General features: G+C 37.2%; 11 protein-coding genes. 9 read left to right on the top strand and 2 right to left on the bottom strand.

Annotated elements, in window-relative coordinates; translation table 11 throughout:
* The first annotated feature begins 103 nt into the window (after positions 1–103).
* Positions 104–1,263 (top strand): IS3 family transposase gene (locus tag KHA94_RS06225; protein WP_249365325.1). Its coding sequence is split into 2 segments (ribosomal slippage): positions 104–365 and positions 365–1,263, totalling 1,161 coding nucleotides; the frame shifts between segments, so codons are not numbered across the junction.
* Positions 1,264–2,038: 775 nt separating this feature from the next.
* Here KHA94_RS06225 and KHA94_RS06220 read toward each other — a convergent pair.
* Positions 2,039–2,656 carry a TetR/AcrR family transcriptional regulator gene (locus KHA94_RS06220; RefSeq protein WP_213101202.1) on the bottom strand — a complete coding sequence of 206 codons (618 nt, stop codon included), beginning with the start codon at positions 2,654–2,656 and terminating at the stop codon, positions 2,039–2,041.
* A gap of 198 nt (positions 2,657–2,854) precedes the next feature.
* On the opposite strand from KHA94_RS06220, the gene KHA94_RS06215 reads away from it, so the two are divergent.
* From KHA94_RS06215 to KHA94_RS06195, 5 genes are read left to right on the top strand one after another with little or no spacing between them, the layout of a single operon-like run.
* Positions 2,855–3,541, top strand: a complete 687-nt coding sequence (locus KHA94_RS06215; RefSeq protein WP_213101201.1) for a CoA transferase subunit A — start codon at positions 2,855–2,857, stop codon at positions 3,539–3,541.
* Positions 3,525–4,187, top strand: coding sequence for a 3-oxoacid CoA-transferase subunit B (locus tag KHA94_RS06210; RefSeq protein WP_213101200.1), 663 nt, complete (start codon positions 3,525–3,527; stop codon positions 4,185–4,187). Before KHA94_RS06215 ends, KHA94_RS06210 begins: the two co-directional genes overlap by 17 nt.
* A 17-nt stretch (positions 4,188–4,204) precedes the next feature.
* Positions 4,205–4,960, top strand: a complete 756-nt coding sequence (locus KHA94_RS06205; protein ID WP_213101199.1) for a 3-hydroxybutyrate dehydrogenase — start codon at positions 4,205–4,207, stop codon at positions 4,958–4,960.
* A 22-nt stretch (positions 4,961–4,982) separates the two neighbouring features.
* Positions 4,983–6,167: an acetyl-CoA C-acetyltransferase gene (locus KHA94_RS06200; protein WP_213101198.1), complete on the top strand. Its 1,185-nt coding sequence runs from the start codon at positions 4,983–4,985 to the stop codon at positions 6,165–6,167.
* Between the two features lie 23 nt (positions 6,168–6,190).
* Complete coding sequence (locus tag KHA94_RS06195) at positions 6,191–7,510, top strand: MFS transporter (RefSeq protein ID WP_213101197.1); 1,320 nt, start codon at positions 6,191–6,193, stop codon at positions 7,508–7,510.
* A 502-nt stretch (positions 7,511–8,012) separates the two neighbouring features.
* Here KHA94_RS06195 and KHA94_RS06190 read toward each other — a convergent pair.
* Positions 8,013–8,990, bottom strand: a complete 978-nt coding sequence (locus KHA94_RS06190) for a ring-cleaving dioxygenase (RefSeq protein WP_213101196.1) — start codon at positions 8,988–8,990, stop codon at positions 8,013–8,015.
* A gap of 442 nt (positions 8,991–9,432) precedes the next feature.
* Here KHA94_RS06190 and KHA94_RS06185 point away from each other — a divergent pair, with 442 nt between their 5' ends.
* The 3 genes from KHA94_RS06185 to KHA94_RS06175 all read left to right on the top strand — a co-directional run bounded on the left by KHA94_RS06185 (position 9,433) and on the right by KHA94_RS06175 (position 13,899).
* A complete protein-coding gene (locus KHA94_RS06185) occupies positions 9,433–11,400 on the top strand; it encodes a transporter substrate-binding domain-containing protein (protein WP_213101195.1) in 1,968 nt (655 codons plus the stop codon).
* Positions 11,375–12,754, top strand: a complete 1,380-nt coding sequence (locus tag KHA94_RS06180; RefSeq protein WP_213101194.1) for a sigma-54-dependent transcriptional regulator — start codon at positions 11,375–11,377, stop codon at positions 12,752–12,754. Before KHA94_RS06185 ends, KHA94_RS06180 begins: the two co-directional genes overlap by 26 nt.
* A 164-nt stretch (positions 12,755–12,918) precedes the next feature.
* Positions 12,919–13,899, top strand: coding sequence for a TAXI family TRAP transporter solute-binding subunit (locus KHA94_RS06175; protein WP_213101193.1), 981 nt, complete (start codon positions 12,919–12,921; stop codon positions 13,897–13,899).
* Positions 13,900–13,925 lie beyond the last annotated feature (26 nt).

Genomic DNA, 13,925 nt, shown 5'->3' with positions numbered 1-13,925 from the left:
AAATATTTGAGTTACCAACTTTAATCGAAATAAGTTTGATGCTAGACTAAAAAGTAGACACAGATTGTTATAATAAAATAAACAACAATAATGGGGTGTCTACATGACCAAAGGTACTGGTAAACGTTATGATGAAACATTCAAAAAAGAAACAGTGAAGTATATTCTTGAGAACAATAAACCAGTCGCACAAGTGGCGAGAGAAACTGGAATCAATACAAATACTTTACATGGATGGGTCAAGAAATATGGTGAACAGCCCGAGGTAAAGGCTGTACAAACATTTTCATCTCCAGAAGCCGAACTAAAAGCATTACAAAAACAATTGCGTGATCTGGAGGAGGAAAACGAAATTTTAAAAAAGGCGATGCACTACTTCGCGAAAAGCCCTCGGTAAAGTATGATTTTATTCATCATCATCACTCCCAATACCGAGTGGAGAAGATGTGCAAAGTCCTGGGAGTTTCTAAAAGCGGCTATTTCAAATGGATAAAACGACCAAAGAGTAGCCGACAGAAAAAGCATGAGGAACTGTCTCAACAGGTCTTGAAAACTCACATTGAATTCAAGCAACGCTATGGAAGCATAAAAATTACAAAAATGCTAAACAAGCGAGGAATAAAAGTAAGCCAGCGTACAGTTTCACGCATCATGACAAAGAATAATTGGAAATCTTGCACAACCAAAAAATATAAAGCTACGACCAATTCCAAGCACCATCATCCAATAAGTGAAAATGTGTTAAATAGACAATTTAAGGCGGACAAGCCCAACCAGTCGTGGGTTACAGATATTACGTACATCCCGACAAATGAGGGGTGGCTTTATTTGGCAAGTGTCATGGATTTGTATTCCCGCAAAATTGTCGGATGGTCTATGGATAAAACGATGACAAAGGAGCTAGTGATGAATGCTTTAAAAATGGCGTACCATCGCCAGAAGCCTGGTAATGGGCTTATTCATCACTCCGATCGTGGCGTCCAGTATGCATCAACTGAATATCAGAAACTATTAAAACAATATCAGATGATTGGCAGCATGAGCCGCAAAGGAAACTGTTACGACAACGCTTGTATCGAGTCCTTTCACGGTATTCTTAAACGTGAACTCGTTTATCAAACTAGATACAGAACAAGAAATGAAGCCAGAAAATCGATCTTTGAATATATCGAATTCTTCTATAATTCAAAGCGAATTCATTCAACTCTTGACTATCACACACCTAATGAATTTGAGAAAATGTATGTTCAAACAGTGGCATAAAATTTTCCTGCACAAAAAAGTTTAAAAATGGTTTTCTTTTAAACTTTTTTGTGCAGGCCACCAAGCGATAGCGCGGTAGAAAATCTGTGTCTATTTTCTTGACATAGTATCATTCTACATAGAATGTAGTTTTTTGCACATATTTTCTTTTGAATGGTTTGCGGGTTCCGCCGCATGCCCATCAAGCTAATATGTTGAAGTGTCCTCACAACGAAAGTTTTATTATTTTATAGTTATTTATGAGAATGCAACTCATTTTTTTCGTTTTGGGGAGCAACCAATTTCTTAACTTGATGGCGATGTGGTAGTACCTCAGAATGAAGAAGGTTCTAAAAATAAAAAGGAATTTAACTGTTTGGAGTAAGGTAAAATAAAATGATAATATCCAATAATATTATTATGAAACTAGAAAATAAATCGATTCAATTTGGAAAGAAAAGAATGTTAAATATTAAAAGAAATATTCAACCGTTTGGGGAAAATAAATTAGATCGATAATATCCAATAATATTATTATGTAAACTAAAAAACAAATTAATCATGACCAATATGGGGTCTAACCAACGCTATCCTGATGCAGTTGCTCTCCATCGCACGGCGAGGAAGAGAGGCATGTTTATTGCAACAGCCGTCTCTTTGATAGTTACTAAACGATCAGAGACCTTTTTTAAATATCCGCAAGATGAATAAGAAGACCGTTCTCACATGAGAATGGTCTTCTTATTGTGCACCCAGTATGAGTCCAATTCTACAGAGTTCTGTTCGCGGATGGCGTCTAATCTTGTTTTTTGTTCTTCATTTTCAGCCCCACAAGGATTGTTTTCATCAGCGGGATTGATAATGATTCCAGACTTTGATCGGAGTCGTGTATACCCCAGTGATAGATGATTCCCATTAGGCTTTGTGTGACCATTGTTGATATGACTTCTACACATTGGTCAGTGCCAATGGATCCTTGGTCCTTAGCTTCTTCAAGTAGTGTAAAGATGATTTGAAAGAGTGAACGGTTTGAATTTAAAAAGTAAGTGTGTTCTTTTGAATTTAGAGAGGAACTATAAATGACTTTCATAAGATCTTTACCCATTTCTTCTTCTAGAAAACGCATTAATTTCTGAGTGAAAATAAATAGTTTTTCAAATGGGTCCATATCTTCCGGGAAAGAGTGGAAAACTTCTAAATAATAATTATCGACTTCTGTAAATCTCACTAAAAATATGTCCGATTTAGCCGAAAAGTGTTGGTAAAATGAGCCTTTTGAAGTGCCGGTTTTTTTCACGATTTCATCGACTGTAACTTTGTCATAACCTTTTTCGCTAAAAAGTCTTAAAGCCGTTTTTAAAATTTTATCTCGTGTTACTTCTCCGCGGCGCTGCTTTTTTTTTGATTCTAGCATAAAAAATCCTCCAAAAATAGTTGACAGAATATTTATATTTTTTATAAAATCAGACTATGGTCTAATTAAAAACAGACTGTAGTCTAGTTGATAGGTTGGTATTCTTTTCAAGTCTACCTTAGATTTCAACTATTACAACGATTTCTTATTTTATTTTAACAAAAAAGAAAGCGCTTTATAAAGAACCGGAGGGAAATTATGGATAAAGTCATTGAGTCTAGTGAATTAAGAAAGTATTTCAAGAGTGGTGATGTAATTTTAACAGGAGGCTTTGGCTTATCAGGTACACCTTTGACGATCATTGATGAACTATTGGAAACAGATATTCGTGATTTAACGATTGTTAGTAATAATTTAGGGGATCTTGGACAAGGATTGCATAAATTATTTATGCAGGGAAAAATCAAAAAAGCAATCGGCTCCTTTTTTTCCATTAATAAAGAAGCAGTTATAGCTTGGTCTAAAGGCGAGCTGGAAATCGATTTGCTGCCTCAAGGTACATTAGCTGAAGCAGTTCGCTGCGGCGGTGCCGGTATTGGAGGTTTTTACACAAGAACTGCTGTTGGTACTGAATTAAGCAAGGGCAAAGAGGAAAGAGAAATAGATGGAGAGAGATACATTTTTGAAAAAGCTATTAAAGGTGATGTCGCCATTATAAAGGCGGCTAAAGCAGATCGAATGGGAAATTTAGTGTACCATACGACAGCTAGAAACTTTAACCCTATGATGGCTACAGCTGGAAAAATAGTCATTGCAGAGGTTGATGAAATTGTTGAAGTTGGTGTGCTGGATCCAGAATTTGTTGTGACGCCTTATGCATATGTGGATTATGTCATCCAAAGCAAATATTCAAAGATAGGGAGTGAATATGTTGAGTCAAGATAAAAGACATATTATTGCTAAGAGAATTGCTGAAGAATTAGAAGATGGACAGATTGTTAACTTAGGAGTTGGAATTCCTACTTTGGTTGCTTCCTATTTAGGTAATAAGGAGGTTTATTTACAATCTGAGAATGGGTTGTTAGGTATGGGACCTTCTCCCGCAGAGGAAAATGTAGATATTGATCTAATAAATGCAGGAAAAGAACCGGTTACCTATTTAAAAGGCGCATCATTTTTTAATAGTGCTGATTCTTTTGCTTTGATTAGAGGGGGTCATATTGACGTAGCGGTTTTAGGCACACTTCAGGTGGATGTTCATGGTGAAATTGCCAACTGGGCCGTTCCTAATCAGCCGATTTTAGGTGTTGGTGGAGCGATGGATTTGGTGACAGGAGCAAAAAAGGTTATTGTCGCAGCTACTCTGTTTGCAAAGGATGGAGCGTCTAAATTAGTCCAGGAATTATCATATAAAACTAGCGGGATTCGAAAAGTAGACCTATTCGTTTCCGATTACGCTGTTTTTAAATTTACGGATGAAGGCGTAAAAGTCGTAGAAATGATGGAAGATATTTCAATAGAAGAATTAAGTGAAAAAGTTGGTTTTGATTTAGAGTATTTGAATGATTTAACACTTGTAAGTAATAAGTGAAGAATGGAGGGCAACAGATGCACAAGCAAAGAACAGTTATTGTGACAGGTGCAGCAGGCGGTTTGGGTAAAGCAATTGCAAAAGAATTTATTAAACAAAATGACTTTGTTTATGTAGCTGATCTTAATAAAGGGGCTGCAGAGGAGACCGCGTATGCGCTGGGAGCAAATGCAAAAGGAATATATTTGGATGTTACGGATGAATCTGTTATTCAATCAGCCATTGCAGACATTATGAAGGAGAGGGGATCGATTGAGGTTTTAGTTAATAATGCCGGACTTCAATATCGTGCACCATTAGAGTCATTCCCTTTAGAAAAATGGAACTTGCTTATTGATGTCATGCTGACAGGTGTATTCCTAATGACGAAGCATGTTTTTCCGCATATGAAGAAAGAAGAATACGGCAGGATTGTGAATATTTCATCTGTCCATGGGAAGATGGCCACACAGGAAAAAGTCGCCTATGTTGCTGCTAAGCATGGCGTGATAGGCGTAACGGGTGTAACTGCTTTAGAGGGAGCGCCATATAAAATAACGGCTAACTCGATTTTACCAGGTCCAGTGAAAACAGAATTGCTAGTTAAGCAGCTTGATAGCTTAACAGATAAAGGAATGACGGATAAAGAAGCGCTTGAGGCTATTATGTATCCAAGGCAAGCGATGAATCGTTTTATCGAACCAGAAGAGGTTGCTTCTGGCGTCGCATATTTAGCATCAGATGCAGCAGGCGGTATTACAGGAGAACATATTAAAGTCGCAGGCGGCATGTAATAAAAAAAGAGGAGGAAAAAGAATGGCAACTTATATTGTTAACGGAGCAAGAACAGCCTTTGGTACTTTTGGCGGGGCATTAAAAGATGTGAACGATATCGATTTAGGTGTAGTAGCAACGGAAGAGGCATTGAAAAGAAGCGGAATTCAAGCTTCTCATGTAGATGAAATCATATTTGGAAATATTATTCATACAAGCAGCAGCTCTGCTTATTTAGCCAGACATATCGGTTTAAAAAGCGGCATGGCAGAGTCATCATCTGCTCTTACACTTAATAGATTATGCGGTTCAGGCATGCAGTCTATCGTATCTGCCGCACAGTCCATTGCTTCTGGGGATGCAAAAGTAGTTGTCGCTGGAGGAACCGAAAATATGAGCTTATCGCCGCATGTATTAAGAGGCACGCGCTTCGGCTCACCAAATAAAGCACCAAAAGTTGATGATATGTTATGGGAAACATTAACAGATAACTACGTTGGCTGTGGAATGGGAATGACAGCTGAAAACTTAGCTGAAAAATATTCAATTTCCCGAGAAGAGCAGGATCAGTTTTCTGTGGAATCACATGAAAAGGCCATTGCAGCAAGAGATAGCGGCCGCTTTGCAGAGGAAATTGTTCCGGTTAAGTTAAAAGGCAGAAAAGGTAAGGAAGTCATTTTTGATACGGATGAGCATATTCGTGAAGGTACATCTGTAGAAGGTTTAGCAAAATTGAAGCCCGCTTTTAAAAAGGATGGGACTGTTACACCAGGGAACGCGAGCGGCATTAATGATGGTGCAGCTGCTGTGTTAGTCGCATCTGAGGAGTATGTGAGTGAACATAACTTAAAGCCGCTAGCGAAAATTGTAACATGGGGCGTAGCAGGAGTTGACCCGAGCATTATGGGGATTGGCCCCGTACCAGCAAGCAAAAAAGCATTACAAAAGGCTGGTTTAAGCTTAGAGGATATTGGCTTGTTCGAATTTAATGAGGCATTTGCTTCACAATCTATTGCTGTAATGAAAGAGTTAGGTGTCGATAAGGAAAAGGTGAATGTGAACGGAGGGGCTGTTGCATTAGGACATCCTGTAGGCGCAAGCGGTGCTAGAATCACCTATTCTTTAGCACTTGAAATGAGGAAAAGAAACGTTAAATATGGATTAGCCGCGCTTTGTATTGGCGGCGGACAAGGCATTGCCATTATTTTAGAAAATGTACAAAGCTGATGAAACAGTCAGGAGGAAATTTGATGAATCAGAATATTAAGGCTATAGAAAAAAGTACAATTCGTAAAACGATGAAACGCCTTCTTCCAACTATACTAATTCTCTATATTGTTGCTTACTTAGACCGGGTAAACTTAGGCTATGCTGCTTTGGAAATGAATGCAGAATTAGCTTTATCTGCTGAAGTTTTTGGTCTCCTTTCCGGTATATTCTTTATTGGCTATTTCTTTTTTGAAGTCCCAAGTAACATGATTATGCATAAAATTGGGGCGCGCATTTGGATTGCCCGGATTATGCTTTCATGGGGGATTATAGTAATATTAACTGGTTTCGCGCAAACGACGTCACATTTATACATCCTGCGTTTTCTATTAGGTATTGCTGAAGCCGGATTTTTTCCTGGAATTATTTTGTATTTAACTTATTGGTTTAGAGCCCGCGAAAGAGGACGAGCAACAGCTGTATTACTGCTGGCATTACCGATAGGAGGCCTAATTGGCGCACCGTTGTCAACGTGGATTATGGATAACATATTTTGGCTCAATATGTCAGGGTGGAGATGGATGTTTATCCTTGAGGGCATCCCGGCCATTATCTTAGGTGTTTTTACTATCTTCTTCTTAACAAATAGACCTGCAAATGCAAAATGGTTATCGAAGGAAGAAAGAGATTGGCTGGAGAGCGAATTGAGTGCTGAACAGCAAGCAAGTTCAAAAGTAAATAAAGTCTCAAAACTAGACATGCTGAAGGATTCAAAGGTTTGGAAGTTATCTGTGCTATATTTTGCTGTTTATACAGGTATCTATGGCTTGTCATTCTGGATGCCAACCATCATTAAATCCTTATCAGAAACTGCCACGACCAACTTAGAAATAGGCTGGTTAGCCATGATTCCTTCATTAGTAGGTATTCCGGCTATTATATTTGTCGGATGGTATTCGGATCGAACGAATGCGTACAAACAACACTTAATTGTTTGCTTTATTATCTCAGTATTGGGCTTTATCGGATGTGGCCTTTCAGAAAGCGTCTTTATGATGGTACTTATGTTAACCATTACATCCGCTGGATTATATGGATTTACTGGATGTTTCTTTGCCTACATGACATTTTTCTTCACTGAGTCTACTGCACCTGTTGGCATCGCTTTAGTTAATTCATTTGCAGCATTAGGCGGATTTGTAGGACCGATGATTCTTGGAAGTGTAGCACTTACTCAAGGGATGTTTATTATATCAGGATTACTGCTCATCGGCCTTTTCACATTAATTACATTAAAATTGAAAAGTAATAATAGTGTGGAAACTGTCAAAGAAGCACAGACAAATGTTATTCAATCATAACGGATATTTAATAGGACGCTAATTTGTACGAAAATGGAGTTGTGTATCATAAACAAGATGTAAACAAGCACCCCTCGTGAGAAGCTCTAGCGCCAAGCTCGATGAACAAAAAAATATTAGATAATTGAAAATATTACCAGCTTCTCAGTATAAAAAAGAGCTGCAGGAAAGTGATGAATTGATAAAAAAAGTGCCTGATCCCCAGAAAAAAGGGGAGTCCGGGCACTTTTTTGAGCTAATAGGAAAGTTTAAGTTTATTAACTTACTAAAGTGAAGTGTGTTTTCATTTAAATATCTGCTAATAAGATCGCATAAGAAAAACTAAGGAGTTCGCCAAAAAGGACTTGGCGAACTCCAAGTTTTTCTAAGCTAATAGGAAAATTCATGTTAATTAACGTACTAAAGTAAAGTGTGTGTTCAATTAAATATCTGCTAATAAGATCGCATAAGAAACACTAAGGCATTCGCCAAAAAGGACTTGGCGAACGCCAAGTTTTTCTAATTATTCTTTTTCAAAGTGGATCGTGCTTCTCACTGTATCAATCGGGCGAACGAGCTTTTCAATTTGTTCACGCTTTGGTTCAAGGAAAGGAGGAAGTGATAGCTTTTCTCCAAGTGTTTCATATGGTTCATCTCCCATAAAGCCAGGACCATCTGTTGCAAACTCAAATAATATATGTGGCGCAACTCTTGCATATAAGGACTCAAAAAAGTGACGGTTTACATATCCAGATGTATTGAATCCAAAGCTTTCCATTCGGTCGATCCATTCCTCTAAAACAGATCGATCCTCAACACGAAATGCTGCATGGTGAACAGTCCCAAAACCCTGGCTTCCTGTTGGAAGTATCGAATTATGCTCAACAATAATCTGTGCACCGTTTCCACCTTCCCAAACTTCAAATAAATGGAATTCTTCTTCCTGTCCAATTTCTTTAAATAGAAGCACCTTTTCCAACATTTCTTTAAAATAGTCAAAATTAGCGATTCGAACAAAGATCGGACCTAATCCAGTAATAGCAAATTCAAGAGGAATGGGGCCCTTTTGCCATGGTGTGCCTGAAGCGATACCTTTATTATTTTCATCTGAAATCAATTGATATTGCTGATCATCAAAATCAACGAAGGATAGAGTCTTTTTACCAAATTGTACTTTAATTCCTGTATGTTTTACTTCTAATCGATCAAAACGCTTAACCCAATAGTCTAATGAGGCATCATTAGGAACTCGAAAAGATGTTTTTGATATTTCATTCGTTCCATGTACACCTTTTGGGATCCCAGGGAAGTCGAAGAAGGTCATATCTGTACCAGCACTGCCGGTATCATCTGCAAAAAATAAATGGTAGGTTTGAATATCATCTTGGTTAACTGTCTTCTTTACTAAACGCATACCCAATACATGAGTGAAAAATTTGTAGTTCTTTTCTGCACTGCTTGTAATAGCTGTTACGTGATGTATTCCTTTTAAATGGTTCATGGAAATTTCCTCCGTTAAGAAGTATTTATGATCATGTTTCCTATTGACAAAGCATTATTATGCTAAAATGTATCTCTTTAATTAAAATATCTTTAATTCAAGATAAATTTATCATGGTTATTATAATTTGTCAATTCGTCTTTATATTATAAATTTGCTCGAGAAGTTCTTTCGTATAACACTGCAAAAAAATATTTAAAGCCAAAAACACGTCATCGTAAATGGTGTGTTTTTTTGTTTGTACCAAATATCTTTGAGAATGGAAGTGGTTCCTAGTGGTTTGGAAAAGCAAACAATATAAATAAGAGAGGGTTGCTATCATACGAAGATTTCCATATTATTATATTATTATCAAAAATTTTTGAATTTTTACTCGAAAGGAGGTAGTGTTATTCAAAAACTGATCAGGCTATTAATTATTATCATTAGTCTCCTTTTATTTATGTCATTATCACAACGTTTAGTAATTGCTGAAGATAAAATATATAAAATCGCTGGGGAATGGGCTCTCCCTCCTTTTTCTTATAAAGATCAACAAGGGTCATTGACTGGCATAAATATTGAATTAATGAAAAAAATCGCAGATGAAAATGGGCTTACTTTTAAATATATACCAATGGAGATTCATGAAGCGGAACAGGCATTAAGAGATGGCGAAGTAGATGCGATAGCAGGGGTAACATATAGCACCGAAAAGGATAAAGTATTCGATTTTAGTCAACCCTACTTTACGATGTCGGATTCTTTAATTATCCCAATGGAAAGTAGTGATAAAATTAAAAGTATCGAGGATATTAGAGACATGCATATTGTCCTGCAAGATAATCCTCCTGCTCTAAGCACTTTATTAAATTTAAGGAATACGAATCTTACTGTGGTGACAAATCACTACTCGGGTCTATTGATGCTTCTAAATGACCGGTCTGAAGTCTTTATTGGAAATAAATTTACAGCCTCCTTCTTTTTAAAAGAGTTTGGTCAAGAAGAAAATTACCTTATTCTAGATGAAGTAATTAATCCGGCAGATTATGCGATTGCAGTAAAGGAAGGGAATGAGGACCTCCTTTTAATCATTAATCAAACGCTAACAAAATTGAATGCTAAGGGAGAGGTAAGTAAATTAATTGATGAATGGGTTAGACCAGAAACCGAAGCTAAAATTGCTCGGTTGGAATATTTTATCTTCTTATTATTTATATTTCTTTTGATTGGTGCACTCATCCTCATTTTCATCTATATTTGGAATCAACGGTTAAAAGAAGCTGTTAATATTCATACAAAAGACCTCCAACTATTAAATGAAGATTTACAAAAGCAACGGCAACGAACGGCTGATAGCCATGCATTTAAAGATCAAATATTAAATAATATAGACACGGGCATCGTCACTTTCGATATCGATTTTAAGATAACGAGCTGTAATAAGTGGGCATTGGAAATTCTCGAGCTTCGCGCCCATACAAAGTTCAATCTCCAGCATTCCCCCATTTTTGTGAAGCTTTTTGAACATTACCGTTATGGACAAGCTTTGCACCAAGAAAGCGCTGAATATAATCGCTCTTTAGAAATAATTAATAATGGAGAACGCAAGGTAATCTATTATTCTCTCAATAAGATGTTTAACTCACTTGAAAACCAGGCAGGCTATTTGCTCTCAATGAATGACGAAACAGAAAAAAAGAAACTCGAACAAAAGCTAATTACACAGGAGAAGCTCCACGCGCTTGGCCAGTTAGTAGCTGGTGTAGCTCATGAAATTCGGAACCCGTTAACGTCAATTAAAACCTTCATAGACCTGATTCCAAGGAAATACGATCAACCGAACTTTCAAAAGGTACTTATGGAGCATTTACCAGAGGAAGTGAACAGACTAAATAGAATTGTAACAGATTTAATTGATTATGCTCGTCCTAGCTTGCCTAATATTCAACCCTGCACTGCAATCGAGCTGACATCCTTACTAGCTATACTTCAAGTAACTATGGATGAAAATAGGATTGAATTTGAACAACACATAGAATCCGACCTTGTTTTTAACATTGATCCTCAGCAAATTCGTCAGGTCCTTCTTAATCTATTATTAAATGCCATTCAGGCAGTGGAAGAAACAGAAGTGAAGAAAATTAAAATCATAATGAAGAAAGAGGATTTTAAGAAGGGAAGGATTGTGATTAGAGATACCGGTAAAGGGATGGAGCAAGAGGAACTAAACCATATCTTTGAACCATTTTATACAACAAAGGGAAAAGGCGTCGGATTGGGGTTGACCTTATCCTACAATTTAATAAAAGAGAACAATGGAGACATTCAAGTAAGCAGTATTCCTAATACAGGAACGACATTTACGGTTGTATTGCCTTTATACCAAAAGGAGGAGATTCAGAATGAAGCCAAGAGTACTGGTTATTGACGATGAACAAGCAATTTGTACTTCACTTAGCTTTGCTCTTGAAGATGATTATTTCGTTATGACCACAACGGATCCGGAGAAAGGTATACTCATTGTTGAAAAAGAACAAGTGGATATTATTCTGCTAGACCTTCGTATTGGGCGTTACAATGGAATGGACATTTTGCAAAGAATTAAACAAATAGACTCAAAAGTGACTGTCATTATGATGACCGCTTATGCTTCAATAGAAACATCCATTGAAGCAATCAAAATGGGTGCTTATTATTATATTGAAAAACCGATTAATATCGAAAACCTGTCATTGCTTTTATTAAGGGCCTCTGAGTTTAAACAAATATCTAATAAGCTTGAAACACTTCATGAAGAGCTGGAGGAAAGGAAGGGCCTTAAAGACTTCTTAGGAAATAGTAAGGCTATGAAATATGTATTTTCGATGATCGACCGCATTAAAGATATCGACTCTTGCGTCTTGATTACGGGAGAAAGTGGAACGGGGAAAGAACTTGTAGCTAAAAGGATTCATTATTCAGGGAAGCGTAAGGATGGACCATTAGAAATTTTGAATTGCGCAGCCATTCCGGAAAGCTTACTTGAATCTGAATTGTTCGGTTATGAGAAGGGGGCTTTTACAGGGGCAACACAGTCTAAGGAAGGGAAGTGGGTCGCAGCAAATAGAGGAACTCTTTTTCTTGATGAAATTAGTGAGATGCCCCTCCCCCTCCAAGCGAAATTATTGCGGGTCATTCAGGAACGTGAAGTGACACCTCTAGGCTCTAATAAGAAGATCCCATTAGATGTTCGTATTTTATGTGCTGCTAATAAAAATCTTGAACAAATGGTCCAAGAAGGGACTTTCCGAGAGGATCTGTATTTCAGATTGAACGTTATTCCTATTAAAACACCGCCGCTTAGAGTAAGAAAAGAGGATTTGCCACTGTTGATTGATTATTTTTTGCAAAAGTATTGTAAAGAAATGAACAGGGAAAAGAGATCTTTTTCTGCAGCTGCCCGCAGGTTTTTACTAGACTATCACTATCCGGGAAACGTTCGGGAACTAGGAAATATTATTGAATACTCTGTCGCGCTCTCTATCAATACAGTCATTGATGAGGGGGATTTGCCACATTACATTCTAGAGCAAAAGAAAGGGGATGGATATATTTCTAATGATTGTGAAAAAAATATTGTCATTCCTATCGGTCTATCAATGAAGGAAATTGAGAAAAAGGTGATTTCCGGAACTTTAAAATATTATGGAAAACACCGCCAAAGTACTGCCCAAACATTACAAATTTCTGAAAGAAGTCTCCGGGATAAAATTAAACTATATGGTATTGAAAAAGCTAAATAATAAATAAATTCGGATATACGGCAAATTTTGCTGAGAATAGCGGCAGAATTTGCCGATTTCATTTATAAGAAAGTATTTAGTGTTGTGAAAACGCATACAAATTCAATAATCTGAAGATTGGCACAATATTTGCAAGTATTATTTGTATGAAAGGAGGACAGTCATTGAAAACTGGGACACTTTTAAAAATCTTCTTCCTTTTAATATTTCTTTTGATTGGGTGTATAAAGATAAAGCAGGAATTATTTCCACCCAGGGTTCAAGCAGTTCCAGAGCTATCAGAGGAACTCACAGGAAGAAGTCAACCTCCATTGGTTATTGCTACCGGTGATATGTCAGGTGTCTATTTTCCTTTGGGACAAGCGATGGCAGACTTATTTCGCAAGTACAACGGAAAACCGTCGGGAACACAAGTAACGAACGCTTCGATTCAGAATACTCAACTAGTAAGTCAGAAACAGGCTGAAATAGGATTCAGTACAGTGGATGTCCTTGGGCTGCCGGAAACTAAAAAATCCGAAATTCTCGCCCTTACAGGAATTTACTCTAATTTCATCCATATTGTCACGACCGGAAGTGATATTAAAACTTTAGAGGATTTACGAGGGAAAAGAGTAAGTATAGGAACAGTCGGGAGTGGAACAAAGCTAATGTCAGAAAGAATTCTGAAGGTTGCCAATCTAGCAAGCTATGAAATGGATTTATCTACTCTTTCATTTACACAATCGGCGGATGCTTTAAGAAATGGAGCGATTGATGTTGCTTTCTTTTCTTCCGGTTTACCGAATCCAGTCATTGCGGAACTTGCTTCAGAGATGGAAATTTCACTTGTTCCGATTCCAAAACAAATTGCTGAAAGCCTTCATGAGGAGTTTGAATTTTACACACTGGATGAAATAAGCGGTCAAACTTACGAAGGTATAAAGAGTACTCCTACATTAGCAGTAAAAAATGTCCTTCTTACATACCCAGATTTGCCAAAACAAGAAGCTTATCAAATAGTAAAAACGTTATATGACCACTTACCAGAATTGCAAAATGTCCACCCAGAAGCAATGGAAATCAATTTAGCAGAAGCAACCGTAGGGATTCCAATAGATTTCCATCCCGGAGCAACACAATTTTTCAAAGAAATTATCCAATAAAATACAAAATCTATAAAACTAAAAAT

This window comes from Cytobacillus citreus (assembly GCF_018343665.1).
GTDB lineage: Bacteria > Bacillota > Bacilli > Bacillales > Cytobacillaceae > Cytobacillus > Cytobacillus citreus.
This window is presented reverse-complemented; position numbering and strand designations above follow the sequence as displayed.

Bases quoted from the DNA above. Each gene is read 5' to 3' on its own strand.
- KHA94_RS06190 (WP_213101196.1), bottom strand. From the start codon at position 8,990: ATGAACCATTTAAAAGGAATACATCACGTAACAGCTATTACAAGCAGT.
- KHA94_RS06195 (WP_213101197.1), top strand. From the start codon at position 6,191: ATGAATCAGAATATTAAGGCTATAGAAAAAAGTACAATTCGTAAAACG.
- KHA94_RS06215 (WP_213101201.1), top strand. From the start codon at position 2,855: ATGGATAAAGTCATTGAGTCTAGTGAATTAAGAAAGTATTTCAAGAGT.
- KHA94_RS06185 (WP_213101195.1), top strand. From the start codon at position 9,433: ATGTCATTATCACAACGTTTAGTAATTGCTGAAGATAAAATATATAAA.
- KHA94_RS06200 (WP_213101198.1), top strand. From the start codon at position 4,983: ATGGCAACTTATATTGTTAACGGAGCAAGAACAGCCTTTGGTACTTTT.
- KHA94_RS06210 (WP_213101200.1), top strand. From the start codon at position 3,525: ATGTTGAGTCAAGATAAAAGACATATTATTGCTAAGAGAATTGCTGAA.
- KHA94_RS06180 (WP_213101194.1), top strand. From the start codon at position 11,375: ATGAAGCCAAGAGTACTGGTTATTGACGATGAACAAGCAATTTGTACT.
- KHA94_RS06220 (WP_213101202.1), bottom strand. From the start codon at position 2,656: ATGCTAGAATCAAAAAAAAAGCAGCGCCGCGGAGAAGTAACACGAGAT.
- KHA94_RS06205 (WP_213101199.1), top strand. From the start codon at position 4,205: ATGCACAAGCAAAGAACAGTTATTGTGACAGGTGCAGCAGGCGGTTTG.